16 protein-coding genes and 1 tRNA gene are annotated in these 16263 nt (G+C 73.4%); 6 read left to right on the top strand and 11 right to left on the bottom strand.

The window, feature by feature from the left end:
• Positions 1-64 precede the first annotated feature (64 nt).
• Both J3P32_RS05875 and J3P32_RS05870 read right to left on the bottom strand, forming a co-directional pair.
• Positions 65-1651 carry a glycoside hydrolase family 13 protein gene (locus J3P32_RS05875; protein ID WP_210438882.1) on the bottom strand — a complete coding sequence of 529 codons (1587 nt, stop codon included), beginning with the start codon at positions 1649-1651 and terminating at the stop codon, positions 65-67.
• A 33-nt stretch (positions 1652-1684) separates the two neighbouring features.
• Positions 1685-2479, bottom strand: coding sequence for a hotdog family protein (locus J3P32_RS05870; RefSeq protein ID WP_210438881.1), 795 nt, complete (start codon positions 2477-2479; stop codon positions 1685-1687).
• A gap of 62 nt (positions 2480-2541) precedes the next feature.
• Between J3P32_RS05870 and J3P32_RS05865 the strand changes: the two genes are divergently transcribed.
• Positions 2542-3222, top strand: a complete 681-nt coding sequence (locus J3P32_RS05865) for a metal-dependent transcriptional regulator (RefSeq protein ID WP_210438880.1) — start codon at positions 2542-2544, stop codon at positions 3220-3222.
• A gap of 102 nt (positions 3223-3324) precedes the next feature.
• Here J3P32_RS05865 and J3P32_RS05860 read toward each other — a convergent pair whose 3' ends face one another.
• Genes J3P32_RS05860 through J3P32_RS05850 form a run of 3 tightly spaced genes read right to left on the bottom strand, consistent with a single transcriptional unit; the run spans position 3325 to position 6347 of the window.
• On the bottom strand, positions 3325-4173 hold the full coding sequence (locus tag J3P32_RS05860; protein WP_210438879.1) for a Sir2 family NAD-dependent protein deacetylase: 849 nt from the start codon (positions 4171-4173) through the stop codon (positions 3325-3327).
• Positions 4170-4436: a DUF2277 domain-containing protein gene (locus J3P32_RS05855; RefSeq protein ID WP_210438878.1), complete on the bottom strand. Its 267-nt coding sequence runs from the start codon at positions 4434-4436 to the stop codon at positions 4170-4172. Before J3P32_RS05855 ends, J3P32_RS05860 begins: the two co-directional genes overlap by 4 nt.
• Before the next feature lie 54 nt (positions 4437-4490).
• Positions 4491-6347, bottom strand: coding sequence for a beta-propeller domain-containing protein (locus J3P32_RS05850; protein ID WP_210438877.1), 1857 nt, complete (start codon positions 6345-6347; stop codon positions 4491-4493).
• A gap of 75 nt (positions 6348-6422) precedes the next feature.
• Between J3P32_RS05850 and J3P32_RS05845 the strand changes: the two genes are divergently transcribed.
• Together J3P32_RS05845 and J3P32_RS05840 are read left to right on the top strand one after the other, a co-directional pair.
• A complete protein-coding gene (locus J3P32_RS05845) occupies positions 6423-7592 on the top strand; it encodes a saccharopine dehydrogenase family protein (RefSeq protein ID WP_210438876.1) in 1170 nt (389 codons plus the stop codon).
• Between the two features lie 165 nt (positions 7593-7757).
• On the top strand, positions 7758-8411 hold the full coding sequence (locus J3P32_RS05840) for a hypothetical protein (RefSeq protein WP_210438875.1): 654 nt from the start codon (positions 7758-7760) through the stop codon (positions 8409-8411).
• 143 nt (positions 8412-8554) lie between these two features.
• On the opposite strand, the gene J3P32_RS05835 is transcribed toward J3P32_RS05840, so the two are convergent.
• Positions 8555-8627, bottom strand: a tRNA-Arg gene (locus J3P32_RS05835).
• A gap of 33 nt (positions 8628-8660) precedes the next feature.
• Complete coding sequence (locus tag J3P32_RS05830; protein ID WP_246849927.1) at positions 8661-9359, bottom strand: DUF4396 domain-containing protein; 699 nt, start codon at positions 9357-9359, stop codon at positions 8661-8663.
• A 250-nt stretch (positions 9360-9609) separates the two neighbouring features.
• On the opposite strand from J3P32_RS05830, the gene J3P32_RS05825 reads away from it, so the two are divergent.
• On the top strand, positions 9610-10884 hold the full coding sequence (locus J3P32_RS05825) for an LCP family protein (RefSeq protein WP_210438874.1): 1275 nt from the start codon (positions 9610-9612) through the stop codon (positions 10882-10884).
• Positions 10881-11063 carry a hypothetical protein gene (locus tag J3P32_RS05820; protein ID WP_246849926.1) on the top strand — a complete coding sequence of 61 codons (183 nt, stop codon included), beginning with the start codon at positions 10881-10883 and terminating at the stop codon, positions 11061-11063. The genes J3P32_RS05825 and J3P32_RS05820 overlap by 4 nt, the downstream gene beginning before the upstream one ends.
• A 340-nt stretch (positions 11064-11403) precedes the next feature.
• On the opposite strand, the gene J3P32_RS05815 is transcribed toward J3P32_RS05820, so the two are convergent.
• From J3P32_RS05815 to J3P32_RS05805, 3 genes are read right to left on the bottom strand one after another with little or no spacing between them, the layout of a single operon-like run.
• A complete protein-coding gene (locus J3P32_RS05815) occupies positions 11404-11805 on the bottom strand; it encodes an MscL family protein (protein WP_210438873.1) in 402 nt (133 codons plus the stop codon).
• 60 nt (positions 11806-11865) lie between these two features.
• Positions 11866-12495 carry an SAF domain-containing protein gene (locus J3P32_RS05810; RefSeq protein WP_210438872.1) on the bottom strand — a complete coding sequence of 210 codons (630 nt, stop codon included), beginning with the start codon at positions 12493-12495 and terminating at the stop codon, positions 11866-11868.
• A 55-nt stretch (positions 12496-12550) separates the two neighbouring features.
• Complete coding sequence (locus J3P32_RS05805; protein WP_210438871.1) at positions 12551-12880, bottom strand: FmdB family zinc ribbon protein; 330 nt, start codon at positions 12878-12880, stop codon at positions 12551-12553.
• Positions 12881-12984: 104 nt separating this feature from the next.
• Here J3P32_RS05805 and J3P32_RS05800 point away from each other — a divergent pair, with 104 nt between their 5' ends.
• The gene (locus J3P32_RS05800) at positions 12985-15627 is read left to right on the top strand and encodes a penicillin acylase family protein (protein WP_210438870.1); all 2643 of its coding nucleotides are present in this window, start codon (positions 12985-12987) and stop codon (positions 15625-15627) included.
• A 21-nt stretch (positions 15628-15648) separates the two neighbouring features.
• Here the strand turns inward: J3P32_RS05800 and J3P32_RS05795 are convergent, their stop codons facing one another.
• Complete coding sequence (locus tag J3P32_RS05795; protein WP_210438869.1) at positions 15649-16251, bottom strand: 5-formyltetrahydrofolate cyclo-ligase; 603 nt, start codon at positions 16249-16251, stop codon at positions 15649-15651.
• Positions 16252-16263 lie beyond the last annotated feature (12 nt).

The raw sequence follows: 16263 nt of genomic DNA, 5'->3' as shown, positions 1-16263 counted from the left end.
CATGGGTGCCGGAACGCATGACGCAGAGCCGCGGGCGGAGGGCGTACGCCGGCCGCCGAACGGGTCAGCGCAGCCAGACGGCCGTGTCGGCGGGCAGCCCGCCCTCGAGGGGACCGCTGGCGAGCAGCACCTCGCCCTCCGGCAGTCCGACGGCGCTGTCGCCGCAGTTGACCACGACGGTGAGCGGGCCGCGGCGGAAGGCGAGCACCTCCGCGCCGAGGTCCAGCATCTCGACCGCGTCGCCGGCCGTCCACGCGAACTCGCGCCGCAGCCGCAGCGCGCTGCGGTAGAACTCCAGCGTGGAGCCGGGGTCTCCGGTCTGCGCCTCGACGGTGAGCGCCGCCCAGTCCGCCAGCTGCGGGATCCACGGCTGGCCCGCCGCCGGGCCGAAGTCGTACGGCGGCTCGCTGCCGCCCCAGGGCATCGGCACGCGGCAGCCGTCGCGACCGACCTCGCCGGTGCGGAGGTACGACGGGTCCTGCCGGTGCTCGGGCGCGACGTCGACCTGCTCCAGGCCGAGCTCCTCGCCCTGGTAGAGGTAGCTCGAGCCGGGCAGTGCGAGCATGGCCAGCGTCGCGGCGCGGCCGCGGGCGAGGCCCTGCGCGCCGCCGCCGTAGCGGGTGACGTGGCGTACGACGTCGTGGTTGCTGAGCACCCACGTCGGCGACGCGCCCACCGGCGCGACCGCCGCCAGGGTGTCGGTGATGACCCCGGCGAACGCCTCGGCGGACCAGTCGGCCAGCAGCCAGGCGAAGTTGAAGGCCTGGTCGAGCTCGTCGGGGCGGACGAACGCCGCCATCGACTCCGGTGTCTGGGTCCAGGCCTCCGCCACGGCCATCCGGTCGGGGCCGGCCTCGTCGAGGACCTTGCTCCAGGACCGGTAGACCTCGTGCACCTCGGGCTGGTCCCACATCGGCTCGTCCTTGAGGTCGCGCTCCACCATGGAGTGCTCGGTGGTGGCGCCGGACGTCGGTCGCTCGTCCTCGCCCACCTCCTGGTCGCGCAGCGACGCCTCCTTGAACAGGCCGTGCGCCACGTCGACCCGGAAGCCGTCGACGCCGCGGTCGAGCCAGAAGCGCAGCACGTCCTCGAACATCGCCGGCACCTCCGGGTTGCGCCAGTCGAGGTCGGGCTGGGTGGAGTCGAAGAGGTGCAGGTACCACTGGCCGTCGTCGACCTGGGTCCACGCCGGGCCGCCGAAGACCGAGCTCCAGTTGTTGGGCAGCTCGCCCTCGGGGGCGTCGCGGAAGAGGTAGCGGGCGCGCTCCGGGCTCCCGGGGCCTGCCGCGAGGGCCGCCCGGAACCACTCGTGCTCCTCGGAGGTGTGGTTCGGGACGAGGTCGACGATCACCCGCAGCCCGAGCTCGTGCGCGCGCGCCAACAGGTCGTCGGCGTCGGAGAGGCTGCCGAAGAGCGGGTCGACGTCGCGGTAGTCGGCGACGTCGTAGCCGTGGTCGTGCTGCGGGGAGGTGTAGAACGGCGTGATCCAGAGGGCGTCGACGCCGAGCTCGGCGAGGTGCGGCAGCCGCGAGGTGATGCCGGGCAGGTCACCGACGCCGTCCCCGTCGCTGTCGGCGAAGCTGCGGACGTAGACCTGGTAGACGACGGCGTTGCGCCACCACGACGTCGTTGGATCGTTCAAATCGGCCATGGACCCATCCTCTCAGAGGCCGGGGCCCACTGGTCAACCGCGGGCGGTGGGGGCCACGCCGCCGAACATCGCCGGGTCGACGGCGATCCAGGTGTGCTCGGCGGTGGCCACGACGCGGCCGTCGGCGTCGTACAGCGTCGAGGCGGTGTGCGTCTTGCGTCCGCCGTGGCCGCGGCCCTCGCCCACGACCACGTGCGGCTCGCCGATGACGGGCAGGTCGTCGACCCGCGTGGTCATCCGGCCGAGCACCATGAGGCGCTCGGTGAGGTCGCCCGCCCAGCCGCCGACGCAGTCCAGCGCCGCCCAGGTGGCGGTCACCGAGGCGCGCGGGTGCTCGTCGACGTACGCGTGCCAGTCCTCGCGGAGGCTCTCGTGCGGGGTCCAGGTGGCCGCGACGAGGTCGCTGCCGGGGCCCTCGCGGACGGGGCCGGGGAAGATGCGCAGGCCGTCGCCCTCCGCACGCGCCGTGCCGCAGGAGAAGCACGTCGGGAACGGGTGGAAGTCGTGCCCGGGGTACGCCGGCTCGGCGGCCGCTGCGGTGTGCGGGTCGACCGGCTCGACCTCGACGAGGGCGCGCTCGACCCGCTGGGCCATCGCCACCGTCGCTCCGTCGTACGACGCGGTCGTCCCGGCCGGCCCGGCGGTGACGAGCAGGGGGGTGTCGAGGGGCGGCGGCTTGCGCAGCGACACCTCGATCGGCGGCCGGCTCGGGGACCGGTGCCCGGGGGCGTCGGCGTCCTCGAGGCAGGCGAGCGCCCCCGCCGTCCAGCCGCCGTTGCCGGAGTCCGGAGGGCCGCAGAAGCGCCGCGGCACGATCAGCTCGGTCACGGCCTCACTGTGCCACGCCACGGGTGCGCGCCGCAGTTGGCGGATGGGACACAATGACGACCGTGAGCGACCTGATCGACACCACCGAGATGTACCTCCGCACGATCTACGAGCTCGTGGAGGAGGGCATCGTCCCGCTGCGTGCGCGCATCGCCGAGCGCCTGCACCAGTCCGGGCCGACGGTGTCGCAGACCGTCGCCCGCATGGAGCGCGACGGGCTGCTCACCGTGGAGGGCGACCGCCACCTCGAGCTGACCGAGGAGGGCCGGCGCCTGGCCACCCGCGTGATGCGCAAGCACCGGCTCGCCGAGCGCCTGCTGACCGACGTCATCGGCCTCGACTGGGAGCTCGTGCACGCCGAGGCGTGCCGCTGGGAGCACGTGATGTCCGAGACCGTCGAGCGCCGGCTGCTCGACCTGCTCGACCACCCGACGGAGTCGCCGTACGGCAACCCGATCCCCGGGCTCGACGAGCTCGGCGACCAGGTGGGCGAGGAGTTCATGGACAACGTGGAGCCGCTGTCCGACGCCGCCGTCAGCGAGGACCAGCGCGTCCACGTCAAGCGGATCTCCGAGGAGATGCAGAAGGACGAGGACCTCATGGGCCTCCTGCGTCGCGTCGGCGCCCTCCCGGGCAAGACGGTCACGATCGCGCGCACCGACGAGGGCATCCTCATCGGGTCCGGCGGCGAAACCGCCGAGCTGGTGGTCGAGGCGGCCGAGCACATCTTCGTGCGCCGCTGAGCCACATCCGTCCCTTGTTCCCCCGCTTAGCCGGGGGAGTGTGAACTTATAGGGGCGTGCAGACCCCGATATGTTCGCAATCCCCCGCTTAAGCGGGGGATTTCAACGAGCCCCAACCGGGGCGCCCGGCGCCCGTACCTCCGCCAGCGCGACGAGGAACTCGCTGCAGCCGACCTCGAGCTTGTACGTCGCCAGCGCGTCGCCGCGGGTCTCGCCGCGGTTCACGATGACGATCGGCGTCCCCGTCGAGGCCGCCCGCTTGACGAACCGGAGGCCGCTCATCACGGTCAGGGACGAGCCGGCGACCAGCAGCGCGCCGTCGCGACCGAGCGCCTCGACCGCGGCGTAGCACCGCGCGACCCGGTCGGGAGGCACGTTCTCCCCGAAGAAGACGACGTCGGGCTTCAACGAGCCGCCGCACGGGCACCGCGGGACCACGAAGTCGCGGGTGTCGTCGAGGTCGACGTCGCCGTCGGGCCGCGACTCCACCCACCCGTGCCGCTCGAGCCAGCCCGGGTTCAGCGCGTCGAGCTCGCGCTCGAGGGCCGCCCGCGACGAGGTGGTGCGGCAGCCGAGGCAGACCACGTCCGCCACACGGCCGTGCAGGGCGACGACCGACCGCGCCCCGGCCGCCTCGTGGAGGCCGTCGACGTTCTGCGTGATCAGCAGCAGCGGGTCGATCGCGGCGAGCGCGCGGTGGCCGTCGTTGGGCAGGGCGCGCCCCATCCGCTGCCACCCCAGGTGGCTGCGCGCCCAGTAGCGCTGCTGGGCCTCGGGGGTGGCGACGAACTCCTGGTAGGTCATCGGCATCCGCGCGGGTGCTCCCGGGCCGCGGTAGTCCGGGATCCCGGAGTCGGTGGACAGCCCGGCGCCGGTCAGCGCGACCAGCGGGCGGGTGGCCAGCAGGTCGAGGACCTCGCCCGCGACGGGCCTGGGGGCTGCGAGGGTCACGCGTAGCGCGCCTGCGCCCGGGCGCGGGCCTTGGCGGCCTCGACCTCACGGTTCTTCGGCGGCGCCGACGTGACGAGGTCGGCGAGCAGGTGCTCGGTGATGTGGGCGATGTCCCTCACCGCGGCGTGGAACACCTCCTCGTTGGCCTGCGACGGCTTCGTCGTCCCGGCCACCTTGCGGACGTACTGCAGCGCGGCCGCGGTGACCTCGTCGGAGGTGGCGGGCGGCTCGAAGTTGTTGAGCGGTCGGATGTTGCGGCACATGCGACGAGCGTACGTCCGGTGGCGGCCGGGATTCGAGGGTCGCTGCGTGGCACCTCAGCCGGGCAGCGGGAGGAACGAGACGTCCCGGCCCGTCACGAGCACCACCTCGCCCGACGCCAGCGGCACGAGGCGCACGTCGGCCACGTCGCTGCCGTGCTCCACCTCGATCATCCGGTTGCGCATCGCGCCGTCGTCCAGCGTGAGCACCGAGACCCAGCCGGTGGTGCCGGTCCAGCCCTCGGAGACGACCGTCAGGGCGATCCGCCGGTCCGGCAGCCACGTGAACTGGCGAGGGTCGGTCGCGGCGCCGGCCTGGCTGTTCGGCGCGTAGCGCACCACGTCGATCTGGCGCGGCTCGGTGAGGTCGGTGACGTCGAACAGCGCCGCCTGGGCCCCCCGGGTGGTCCCGGACAGCGTCGCGTCCTGGCCCATGCCGATGAGGCGGTGCTCGCCGAGCGGGTGGAGGTACTCCGAGAAGCCGGGGATCTTGAGCTCGCCCAGCAACCGGGGCGCCGCGGGGTCGGAGAGGTCGACCGCGTAGAGGGGATCGACCTGGCGGAAGGTCACCACGATCGCGAGGTCGTCGAACCACCGGACCGACATGATCTGCTCGTCGACCCCGAGCCGGTCGACGCGGCCCTCCTCGACGAGGTCCGAGCCGTCCTCGCGCAGCGTCACGACCGAGTTGAAGTTGCCGGTCTCGCTGCTCGGCCCGACCGCCACCCGCAGCGAGCCGTCGACGGCGTCCATCGACCAGCGGTCGGCGATCGTGCCCGCGACCTCCCCGGAGGCGACGTACGTCGCGTCCAGCCCGTCGAGCGCGAAGGCGAACAGCGGCGTGGTCCCGCTGCCGGCGGGCACGGCGGGGCGGCACCCCATGCAGTCGGTCCATCCCCACAGGGGAGCGGCCGCCGCGAGGTAGAAGCGGTCGGTCGAGAAGTACGACACGTCCGAGTCGGTCGCCACGGCGGTCGTGGTGCGCGACGTCGGGTCCGCGGGGTCGAAGGCCAGCAGCGTGGTGGTGCCGAGCGCGACCTCGTCGTCCGGGATGGCGACGTCCTCGCAGGCGACGACCGGCTCGCCGTCGACCGTCGGCAGCCAGTTGGCGAGCGTGGTGCCGCGCACGAGCGCGCGGTTGCGCATCCGCGACCGGATCTCGCCGAACGCCCCGTCGGGGAAGGAGAAGCCGAGCTCGGGCAGGCGGTTCTGCAGCACGACCCGCACGACGTCGCCGTGCAGCCGCACGGCGGACGCGCGCCCGCGGATCGTCGTCGTGTCGACGACGGCCGGCGAGGTCGGGTCGGCGAGGTCGACGGTGGTGATGGTCGTCGAGAGCCCGTCCGCCGACGTCCCGAGGACCACCGCGCGTCCGTCGACGAGCACCAGCTCGCCACCCGGGTCGCCCGCCCAGCCCGTCGTGCCGCGGGCGTGGTCCATCGCTGTCGACGACAGGAGGCGCGGCGTCGTCCCGGCGACGTCGTACGCCACCAGCTCGCCGTCACGCAGCCGCACCAGCAGGTCGCCGGCGACCTTCACGACATCGGACTCGTCGACGCCGACCTCCTGCACGTTCGTGCCGGTCCCGTTGCTGACGCTTCGCGAGGTCGTCACCGTGGAGCGCGCGCTCCCCGACGCGGCGGACGAGCTCGCGTCGGCACCGGCGGACTCGCCGAAGACCATCCCGTCGCCCCAGCCGTACGGGCCGACCTCGTCGAGCGCCCGGTCGACGTACGACGCGAGCAGCGCGTCGCAGCCGTCGGCGACGGTGAGGTCCGCGTTCGCGAGCACGAGCCGCGGCGAGGTCGGCGGCCCCCCGGGCCCGGCATCGTCGCCGATCGCGTAGCCGACCCCCGCAGCAGCGGCCAGGCTGGTGACGAGGGCGACGCTGGTGACGGTCGTGCGCAGGCTCATGGGCATGGGACGGTCGGGTCCGGGCCGGGGTTCCGGCAGACCCGACGGCCGCACCCCGCGTGACACGATGGCGCGATGAGCGACGACCGCGCCCGCGACCTCGACATCGTCCTGTTCGGCGCCACCGGCTTCACCGGGGGCCTCACCGCCGACTACCTCGCCGCGCACGCCCCGGCGGGACTGCGCTGGGCGATCGCGGGGCGCAACGCCGCCAAGCTCGAGGGCGTACGCCGCCGCCTGGGCGCCGGCGTGGCCGAGCAGGTCGAGGTGCTGGTGGCCGACTCCACCGACGCCGCCGCCCTGGCCGACATCGCGCGCCGGACCCGCGTCGTGGTGACCACGATCGGCCCCTACCTCGAGCACGGCGCACCCCTCGTGGCCGCCTGCGCGGAGGCCGGCACCGACTACCTCGACCTCACCGGCGAGCCGGAGTTCGTCGACCGGATGTTCCTCGAGCACCACCGCACCGCCGAGCGCACCGGGTCCCGGCTCGTGCACGCCTGCGGCTTCGACTCGGTCCCGCACGACCTCGGGGCCTACTTCACCGTGCGGCAGCTGCCGGCCGACCAGCCGATGACGCTGCGCGGGGTCGTCCGCTCCGGCGGCACGTTCTCCGGAGGCACGTTCCACTCGGCGTTGAACCAGTTCGCGCGGGGGAAGGAGATGAAGAAGGCCCACGCCGCACGCCGGCGCGCCGAGGCCCGACCCGAGGGCCGGTCCTCGCGCGCGGTCGGCGGCAAGCCGCACCGCGACCCGGTGCTCGGCTACTGGCTGCTCCCGCTGCCGACGATCGACCCGATGGTCGTCGCCCGCAGCGGCGCCGCGCTCGAGGCGTACGGCCCGCGCTTCCGCTACTCGCACTGGGCCGGCACGAGGACGCTGCGCTTCGCCGCCGGGGGAGCCCTGGGGGTCGGGGCGCTGGCGGCCGCCGCCCAGGTGGGACCGCTGCGCGAGCTGCTGCGGAGCAAGGTGCCGCAGGGCACCGGTCCGGACGAGGGCAAGCGCGCCCGGTCGTGGTTCACCGTCGACTTCGTCGGTGAGGGTGGCGGCCGGACGGTCCGCACCCGCGTCTCGGGCGGCGACCCGGGCTACACCGAGACGGCGAAGATGCTGTCGGAGGCGGCGCTCTGCCTGGCCCTCGACGACAACCCCGTGACCGCTGGGCAGGTCACCACGGCCCAGGCGATGGGCGACGCGCTGCTCGCGCGCCTCCAGGCGGCGGGGATCCGCTTCGAGACGGTCTGACCACGTCGGCGGGACGTCACCGCGGCGCGCAGCAGCGTCCCGGTGCGCCGGCCGATCGAGCGCCGGCGGACAGATCGGAGGTCGGACCAATCCGTTCCGGCGGGGTGTGACGAACCCCACCCAAGGACGGATGCCGTGTCCGACCTTCGTCACCTAGGAGTCTCCATGAAGCACCGCAAGCTCTATGCCGGGATCGGGGGCCTCGTCCTCGCCAGCACCGCCGGCATCGCCGGGATCCAGGCAAGCAACGCCAACGAGTCGACCACGTCCTCGTCCGCTCGCGGGAACGTGCAGCTCGAGGCCAACCTGAAGTCGCTGAACGACTCGGGCGCCAAGGGTCGCGTCCACGCGGAGTTCAAGGGGCGCAAGGCGCGCGTCCACATCCACGCCCGTGGCCTCGCCAAGAACCTGCCGCACGCCCAGCACCTCCACTTCGGCGCCGATGCGCGCAACGAGTGCCCGAACGTCTTCGACGACGCCAACAACGACCACCGGCTCAACGTCGCCGAGGGCGTCCCGGACTACGGTCCGATCCTGAAGTCCCTGACCACCTCCGGCGACACCAGCCCCAAGAGCGGACTGGCCGTCGACCGCTTCCCGACCACCCCGAAGGGCGTCGAGAAGTACGAGCGGACCATCAACTTCGCCCCGGGTGCCGTGCTGCGCGCGATCAAGAGCGGCAAGGGCGTCATCGTGATCCACGGTGTCGACCACAACGGGAACGGGACCTACGACTTCGAGGGTGCGGGCGCGAGCGAGCTCGACCCGAGCCTGCCGGCCGAGGCCACCGACCCCGCCCTGTGCGGCGTCCTGCGCTGACCGACCACGCCACGCGGCCCCGCTCCGGCTGATGCCGGTGACGGGGCCGCGTCGGCATGTCCGCCGCGTCACGTCCGGCTCGTCCGTCGGCGCGCCGCGGCCCTCGTCGGGCCGGCGCCCGGGCGACGTCGTAGGTCACGAGGTGCCCCAGGCAAGAGTCGAACTTGCGACCTTTCGCTTAGGAGGCGGCTGCTCTATCCACTGAGCTACTGGGGCGAGCCGGCGCAGCACGCCGGCGGGCACATCTTGTCAGCCGTCGCGTGATGAGGCGAATGCGTGGCTGCCGCTGGTGTCCGCGCCGTCGCCGAGGGCCGCGGCGACGGACACCACCAGCCCGCCGAGCATGAAGGCGACGATGGCGCCCGCGAGCGTCGGCGTCGAGAGCGCCGGGATGTGCCGCCGCGCGCCGCTGGCCGCGGGCGCCCCGTGGTACTTGTGGGTCAGGGCGTGGCCGCGTCCCCGCGCGAGCAGGTGGCGGTTGACGGGGTACGCGGCGACGAACGCGGCTGAGAGGGCGACCATCATGGCGACCCAGAACACCCAGTTCACCAGGCCGGCGTCCATGGCGCCGGGGATCAGGGCCATCACGGCGTTGTCGACGACCTCCATGGTCGCGATCGACAGGGTGTCCGCGGCGAGCACGACCGAGAGTGCCGCACCGAGCCCGAGCCCCGCCCTGAGCAGCGGCAGGGTCGAGAGCAGGTAGCCGAAGGCGAAGGCCAGCGTGACGGCCAGCGCGACGGTCCACCCGGTGCTCAGTCCGATCGCGGTGCCGATCATGAGTCCGGCGATCTCGCCGATCGCGCAACCGGTGAGGCAGTGCAGGGTGGCGCTGAGCGCCATCGCCCTCGTGCCGCCCATGGCCGCGTGGTCGTGGGCGGCCGCGTGGTGCCGGGCGGGGTGGCTCCCGTGGCTCTGGTCCGGGGGTGGGTCCGGGGCTGGGTTCATGGGTGGGTCCGAGGGTGGGGAGTGGTGCTGGTGCGGTGTGGCGGCCATGGGACGTACCTCCGTCGTCGTGCGTGTGGGCCTGTCCTGACCACCATCATATACCCCCCGGGGGTATTAGGCGAGGCGGACTGGTCCACCGCGACCACGCAGCGGCACGAGGCGCACCCGGTCTCGCGGACGGCTGGGAAGTTGCCGAAGTGAAGTAGATTTCCGTTCCGGTCAGTACGTCCCCCTGTCGAAGGTGAGCCCCGTGTCCGATGAGTCGCGCCCGGAGCCTCCTTCGAGCGCGCCCAAGCGCCGCGGCAAGGCCGCCCGCAAGCACACCGTGGGGCGGGTCGTCCTGATCAGCGCGGTCGTGCTGGCGCTCATCACCGGTCTCAGCACGGTGTACTTCATCCGCCACCTCAACGGCAACATCGAGGGCATCTCGCTCGAGGAGCTCGGCGACGACCGTCCCGAGGAGGTCTACAGGGGCAACGGCGAGCCGCTCGACATCCTCGTCATGGGGTCCGACTCTCGCGAGTGCGAGGGCTGCGACATCGACGCCGAGGGTGGCGGCGGCTCCGACACCACCATCCTCGTGCACCTGTCCGCCGACCGCAGCCGGGCGTACGCCGTCTCGATCCCGCGCGACTCGATCGTCGACCGGCCCGAGACGGGGTGCGACTCCGGCGGCACCGACGTCATGTGGAACGAGGCGTTCCAGAGGGGCGGCCCGGTCTGCACGCTGGCCCAGGTGGAGCAGAACACCGGCATCCGGGTCGAGCACTTCGTCGTCGTCGACTTCGCCAGCTTCGGATCCATGGTCGACGCGGTCGGCGGCGTGCCGGTGTGCGTGCCCGAGGACATCGTCGACCGCGAGCACCAGATCTTCGTGCCGAAGGGCAACCCGTCCGTGCTCACCGGCGACGAGGCGCTGGACTACGTGCGCGCCCGCTACGTCGGCGAGCAGCTCCAGCAGAACGACATCTCGCGCATCCGGCGCCAGCAGGAGTTCATCGGCGCCCTCGTCCGCGAGGTGATGTCGGCCGGCACGCTCACCCGCCTCGACAAGGTCGTCCGGTTCCTCGACGCCGCCACCAACGCCCTGCAGACCGACGAGGAGTTCGCGTCGGTGACGCGGCTGGGCAAGGTGGCCATGCAGCTGCAGGGCATCGGTCTCGACAAGGTCAGGTTCGTCACCCTGCCGACCGAGTACTACTCCCGGGACTCCGAGTTCTGGGGCAAGGTCTACTGGACCGAGGACGCGGAGAAGATCTGGGACCTCGTCGCCCAGGACAAGCCGCTGCCGGCCAAGCTGATCGGCGACACCTCGGTCAGCGCCGAGGGCCCGCCCGGCTCGTCGCCGAGCCCCAGTGCCGGCTCCTCGGAGACCCCGGACGCCGGCGAGAGCGAGTCGCCCTCGGCCACCGAGTCGCCCGCCACGCCGGAGACCCCGACCGACACCGCCTCGCCGAGCGACACGGCCACTCCTGAGGCGCCCGAGACGACGAAGCCCGACCCCGTCCCCGGGATCTGCGCGTGAGCCCTGCCGACGACGCCACCTCCCCGGCCGCCGAGCGGGAACCGGAGTGGAAGCGCCGGCGCCGCCTGGCCGCCGTCTTCGGCGACGGCGTGCCCGAGCAGACCAGCGACGACCGCGAGGATCGCGCCGGCAAGGGCGACGACTGGTACCGCGAGCAGGTCCCGCCCCACCACGGGTAACGCCCTGTCCCACCAGGGGTGACCCGCCCCGTCCCACCACGGGTAACGCCCCGAAGTGAGCACTCCCGCCAGCACTGGTGGGGGCGGGAGTGCTCGTTTGGTGGCGTTACCGGGACGCGGGCGCGGGCGCGGGCAGGCGACTGGTATCGCGAGCAGGTCCCGCCCACAACGGGTAACGCCCTGACGTGGGCACTCCCGCCAGCACTGATGGGGGCGGGAGTGCTCGTTTGGTGGCGTTACCGGGGACGGCGGGGGCGGGAGTGGCCGGTTGGTGGCGTTACCGGGGACGGCGGGCTCGGGCGCGGGCAGGCGACTACCGCCCCGAAGCGCTGGCGCCGAGTCAGACGGTGCTGCCGGGGGTCCCGGTCGTCCCGGTGTCGCCCCCGCGCGCCTTGAGCAGGTCGCGGATCTCCTCGAGCACGGCGACGTCGGCGGGGGTGCCGGCCTCCTCGGCCGGGAAGTACCTGTCCTTGGCCTTGGTGTAGGGCAGGACGACGAAGAAGTAGATCACCGTGGCGAGGATCAGGAAGGCGATCAGCGCGGTGAGGAACGGGCCGACCAGGACCTCGCCGGGGGCGAAGTTGTCGAAGTTGACCTCCTTGCCGCCGGTGAGCCGCGTGACCGCGGACAGCAGCATGCCGGTGAAGGCGGTGACCACGGCCGCGAACGCCGTGCCCATGATGACGGCGACGGCCAGCTCGACGAGGTTGCCGCGGAGGATGAAGTTCTTGAAGCCGCTCATGTGTGCTTCCCCTCGTGGAAGGGCCCCCTGGGGGCCGCGGATGGATGACCGCGGGCCACGCTAGCGCCACGACACCGTCAGGTAGTGCGTCAGCGCCGACCCGGCGACGGCCACCGCCTCCGCAGGGCTGGTGCCCACCACGACGAGCGCGCCGCCCGAGCCGCCCGCGGGTCCCTCCGGCACGCCGGTCGGCGTCGCCAGGACCGTCACACCGCCGGCGACCAGCTCGGACTCACCGGTGCCCGGGTCGGTGGCCATCAGGTCGACCTCGTCGCCCGGCCGGAGCAGGGTCGCCATGCCGGCGTCGGGCAGCCGGACCGGCACGACCGTCCGACCGGGCTCGGCGTCGGCCAGGTCCGGGCCGACGAGGCGTACGCCCGTCACCACCTCGCCGCGTCCGACGGCACCGGCGAGCACCCGCCCGGCCGCCACGTCCGCCGCGCCCGGCGGCGCGAGCTCGGCCGGCCACGCGCGCCGGACGAGGTCGTCGTCACCGAGCAGCGAACCCGCGGGCAGGTCGCGCGCGGCGACGAGGACGTCGACGGTGTCCGGTGGCGGCGGGGCGAGGGTGCGCAGCGCGCTGAACACGGCCGCCGCGGCGAGCGTAGCCGCGATCAGGCGGCGTCGGCGCCGGAGCTGGTGGCGTACGGCACGGAGCCGGCGGCGCGCCGACGGGAGTCCCGGGAACATGTCCCGACGCTAGGCCGGGGAGGCCGGCGCCCGCTGCGCCTCTCCACAGGTGCGGTCAGTCGGACGACGACGTGGAGGAGGACGAGGAGGACGAGGAGGACGTGGAGGAGGTCGAGGGCGTCGACGAGGTCGACGCGCTGCCCCCGGTGCCGGACGTGCCGTCCTTGGACCCGCCCGACGAGCCGTTCGAGCCGGCCGGCGAGGAGCCGGAGCGGCTGTCGGTGCGGTAGAACCCCGAGCCCTTGAAGACCACGCCCACGGCGTTGAAGAGCTTGCGCAGGCGGCCGTTGCACTCGGGGCAGACGGTGAGGGCGTCCTCGCTGAAGCTCTGGAACTGCTCGAAGCTGTGGCCGCACTCGGTGCAGGCGTACTGGTAGGTCGGCATCTGGTCCTCGGTCAGGGTGTCACGACGGGCGTTCGGCCGGGCCGGCGAAACGCGCTGGCACTCGGGCCCTTCGACTGCCAATCGTACGGCACAATGGCCAAGCGATGAGCGAGCCGTCACCCACCCCCGCGACCACGCCCGGCCCCGACGCCGACCCGCCGCGCCGGAGCCGCTGGCAGGCCTTCCGGCGCGCGCCCCGCCCGGTGCGCTGGGCGGCGTGGACGGCGCTCGGCCTCGTCCTGGTGCTGCTCGCGCTGACGGCGGCCGCCGTGGTCGTCGTACGACGCCCGCTGCCCCAGGTCGACGGCGAGATCGAGGTCCCGGGGCTCTCCGCGTCGGTGGAGGTCGTCCGCGACGCCCACGGCATCGCCCAGGTGTACGCCGACACCGACGCCGACCTCATGTTCGCCCAGGGCTTCGTGCACGCGCAGGAGCGGTTCTTCGAGATGGACGTCCGGCGGCACGTGACGGCCGGCCGGCTCTCGGAGATCTTCGGCGCCGAGACCCTCGAGACCGACCGCTTCATCCGCACGATGGGCTGGCGGCGGGTGGCGGAGCAGGAGTGGGCCCTCCTCCAGCCGGCGACCCGCGAGGCGCTCACGGCGTACGCCGCGGGCGTGAACGCCTACATCGCCGACCGCAGCCCCTCGCGGCTGGCGGCGGAGTACAGCATCCTCGGCCTCACCGGGCTGGACTACGCCCCGGAGGAGTGGGAGCCGGTCGACTCCCTGGCCTGGCTCAAGGCGATGGCGTGGGACCTGCGCGGCAACATGGACGCCGAGGTCGACCGGGTGCTGCTGTCGCTGGACCACAGCGAGGAGGAGATCGCCGCGCTGTGGCCCGACTACCCCTACGACGAGCACCCGCCGATCGTGTCCGGCGGCGGCGTGGTCGACGGGGTCTTCGAGCAGAACGCGACGTCCAACGCCACCCGCAACCCGCGGCGCCCGGCGTACCCGCGCGGCGTCGTGGAGGCGCTCGAGCGGGTGCAGGACCGGCTCGACGCGATGCCGGAGCTCGTGGGCCGCGGGCGCGGCATCGGCAGCAACTCGTGGGTGGTCGACGGCGACCACAGTGCGACCGGGATGCCGTTGCTGGCCAACGACCCCCACCTCGGCGTCAGCCAGCCCGGGATCTGGATGCAGATGGGTCTGCACTGCCGCGAGCGGACCGCCGACTGCACGCTCGACACCTCGGGGTTCACCTTCTCCGGCGTGCCCGGGGTGATCATCGGCCACAACGCCGACATCGCGTGGGGCTTCACCAACCTCGGTCCCGACGTCACCGACCTCTTCCTGGAGCAGACCGAGGGCGACGACCGCTACGTCCGCGACGGCGCCACGGAGCCGCTGGAGATCCGCACGGAGACGATCGAGGTGCGCGGCCAGGACGACGTCGAGCTGCGCGTGCGGGAGACCGTGCACGGACCGCTCATCAGCGACGTGTCGCCGGAGTTCGCGACGGTCGGCGCCAACGCGCCGACGGACGAGTCGGGAGAGCGGGGGAGCGGGTACGCCGTCGCGCTGGCGTGGACGGCCCTCGAGCCCGCGCCCACGGCCGACGCCATCCTCGGGCTCAACCGCGCGTCGGACTGGGACGAGTTCCGCGCGGCCGCCGCGGACTTCGCGGTGCCCGCGCAGAACCTGGTGTACGCGGACCGCGAGGGCCACATCGGCTACCAGGCGCCGGGCCGGATCCCGGTCCGCCGGGCGGGCAACGACGGCACCATGCCGGTCGAGGGCTGGGTCAGCGCGAACGACTGGACTGGTGACCACGTCCCCTTCGACGGCCTCCCCAGCGTGCTCGACCCGGAGGAGGGCTTCATCGCGACGGCCAACCAGGCGGTCATCGACGAGCGCTACCCCTACCTGCTGACCCACGACTGGGACTACGGCTACCGCGCCACCCGCATCCGCGAGGCGCTCGAGGCGGAAGGCGAGCTGTCGGTCGCGGAGATGTCGGAGCTCCAGCTCGACACCACGAACCCGATGGCGGAGACGCTCGTCCCCTACCTGCTCGACGTGGAGCGGCTGCCCTCGCCCTACTACCGCAACGCGCTCAACCTGCTGCGCGACTGGGACCACACCTCGCCCGCCGACAGCGCCGCGGCGGCGTACTTCAACGTCGTGTGGCGCACGCTGCTCGAGCTGACCTTCCACGACGACCTGCGGCAGCGCACGTGGCCCGACGGCGGCGACCGGTGGTTCCGCGTGGTCAGCGCGATGCTGACCGAGCCGGCGGGGCCGTGGTGGGACGACGCCGGCACCGAGGACCGGGTCGAGACCCGCGACGATATCCTGCGCGCGGCGCTGATCGAGGCGCGCGACGAGCTCACCCGGCGGCAGTCGCGCGACCCCCGGCTGTGGACCTGGGGACACCTGCACCGGCTGAACCTGCGCAACGCGACGCTCGGGGAGTCCGGCATCAAGCCGGTCGAGCGGCTGTTCAACCGCGACGGCTGGGAGGTCGGCGGCGGCTCCTCGATCGTGGACGCCACCTCGTGGAACGCCGTCGAGGGCTACGAGGTCACCGCCGCGCCCTCGATGCGCATGGTGGTCTCGCTGGCCGACTGGGACGACTCGCGCTGGATCAACCTCACCGGCGTCTCGGGCCACCCGGCGTCCTCGCACTACTCCGACCAGACCGAGCTCTACGTCGACGGCGAGACCCTGCCCTGGGCGTACACCCGCGGCGCCGTGGAGTCGGCGGCCGAGGACCGGCTGGTGCTGACCCCCGCCGCGGAGTAGCGGTCCCCGAGGAACGCGGGTTCAGGACCCCTGCAGCGCCCGCACCCCGCCCGCGGTGAGGGCGAAGCCGACCCGGACGTCGTGGGCGTCGGTGGGCACGGCCAGGCCGACCTCGTCGTCGTAGAGCACCACCGCGGTCGGCGTCCCGGCGGGCACCCGGGCCAGCGCCCGGTCGTAGGACCCGCCGCCACGACCCAGCCGGTCGCCGGCGGGTGAGGCCGCGAGCCCCGGCACGAGCACCACGTCGGCAGTTCGCACCGCGTCGACGCCCAGCCGCGCTCCGGCCGGCTCGTAGAGGCCGCGAACTGCCTTCGTGAGGCGCGCCGGTCCGGCGTACGCCGCCCAGTCGAGGTCGTTGTCGGGCAGGAGCACCGGCAGCACCACGCGCTTGCCGGCCGCCAGCAGCGCGTCGAGCAGCAGCCCGGTCCCCGGCTCGCCGCCGACGGAGACGTAGGCCGCGACGGTGGCCGCGTCGCGCACGCGGTCCCACCGCAGCGCGACGTCCGCGAGGGAGGCCGCGGCCTCGGCCGCGACGGACAGCGGGCGCCGCTTGCGCGCCGCCAGCAGCTGGTCGCGGAGGGCGGTCTTCGCCGCTGCGCTGTCGGCCGACTGTGGCGTGCTCACGTCGGCAGCCTA

Source organism: Nocardioides xinjiangensis (genome assembly GCF_017916385.1).
Taxonomy (GTDB): domain Bacteria; phylum Actinomycetota; class Actinomycetes; order Propionibacteriales; family Nocardioidaceae; genus Nocardioides; species Nocardioides xinjiangensis.
Note: the sequence above shows the minus strand (reverse complement) of the source record. Positions and strands in the feature narration are given on the sequence as shown.